Here is a 256-nt window from a genome sequence, read left to right on the forward strand (position 1 = left end):
AGAAAAAGCAGCTCGAGATATTCAAGCCCGAAGACCTGGGTGTCGACGTCACACCGCGCCTCAAGACCCTCAAGGTCAGCGAGCCGCCCAAACGCAGCGCCGGCATCAAGGTGCCCGACGTCGCCACGCTGGTGGACAAACTCAAGAACGAAGCCAAGGTCATCTGAGGAGCACAAACATGACATCACTCGTAATTGCCGAACACGACAACGCGACTATCAAGGTCGCCACCCTCAACACCGTGACCGCCGCGCTC

At 58.6% G+C, this 256-nt stretch carries 2 pseudogenes; both read left to right on the forward strand.

Annotation, left to right across the window (positions count from 1 at the left end):
• A pseudogene (locus C5P05_RS00345) lies at positions 1-167 on the forward strand (electron transfer flavoprotein subunit beta/FixA family protein); the annotation flags it as partial.
• 11 nt (positions 168-178) lie between these two features.
• Positions 179-256: pseudogene (locus tag C5P05_RS34180) on the forward strand (electron transfer flavoprotein subunit alpha); the annotation flags it as partial.

The organism is Rhodoferax ferrireducens, from assembly GCF_003347515.1.
Classification (GTDB): Bacteria; Pseudomonadota; Gammaproteobacteria; order Burkholderiales; family Burkholderiaceae_C; genus Rhodoferax.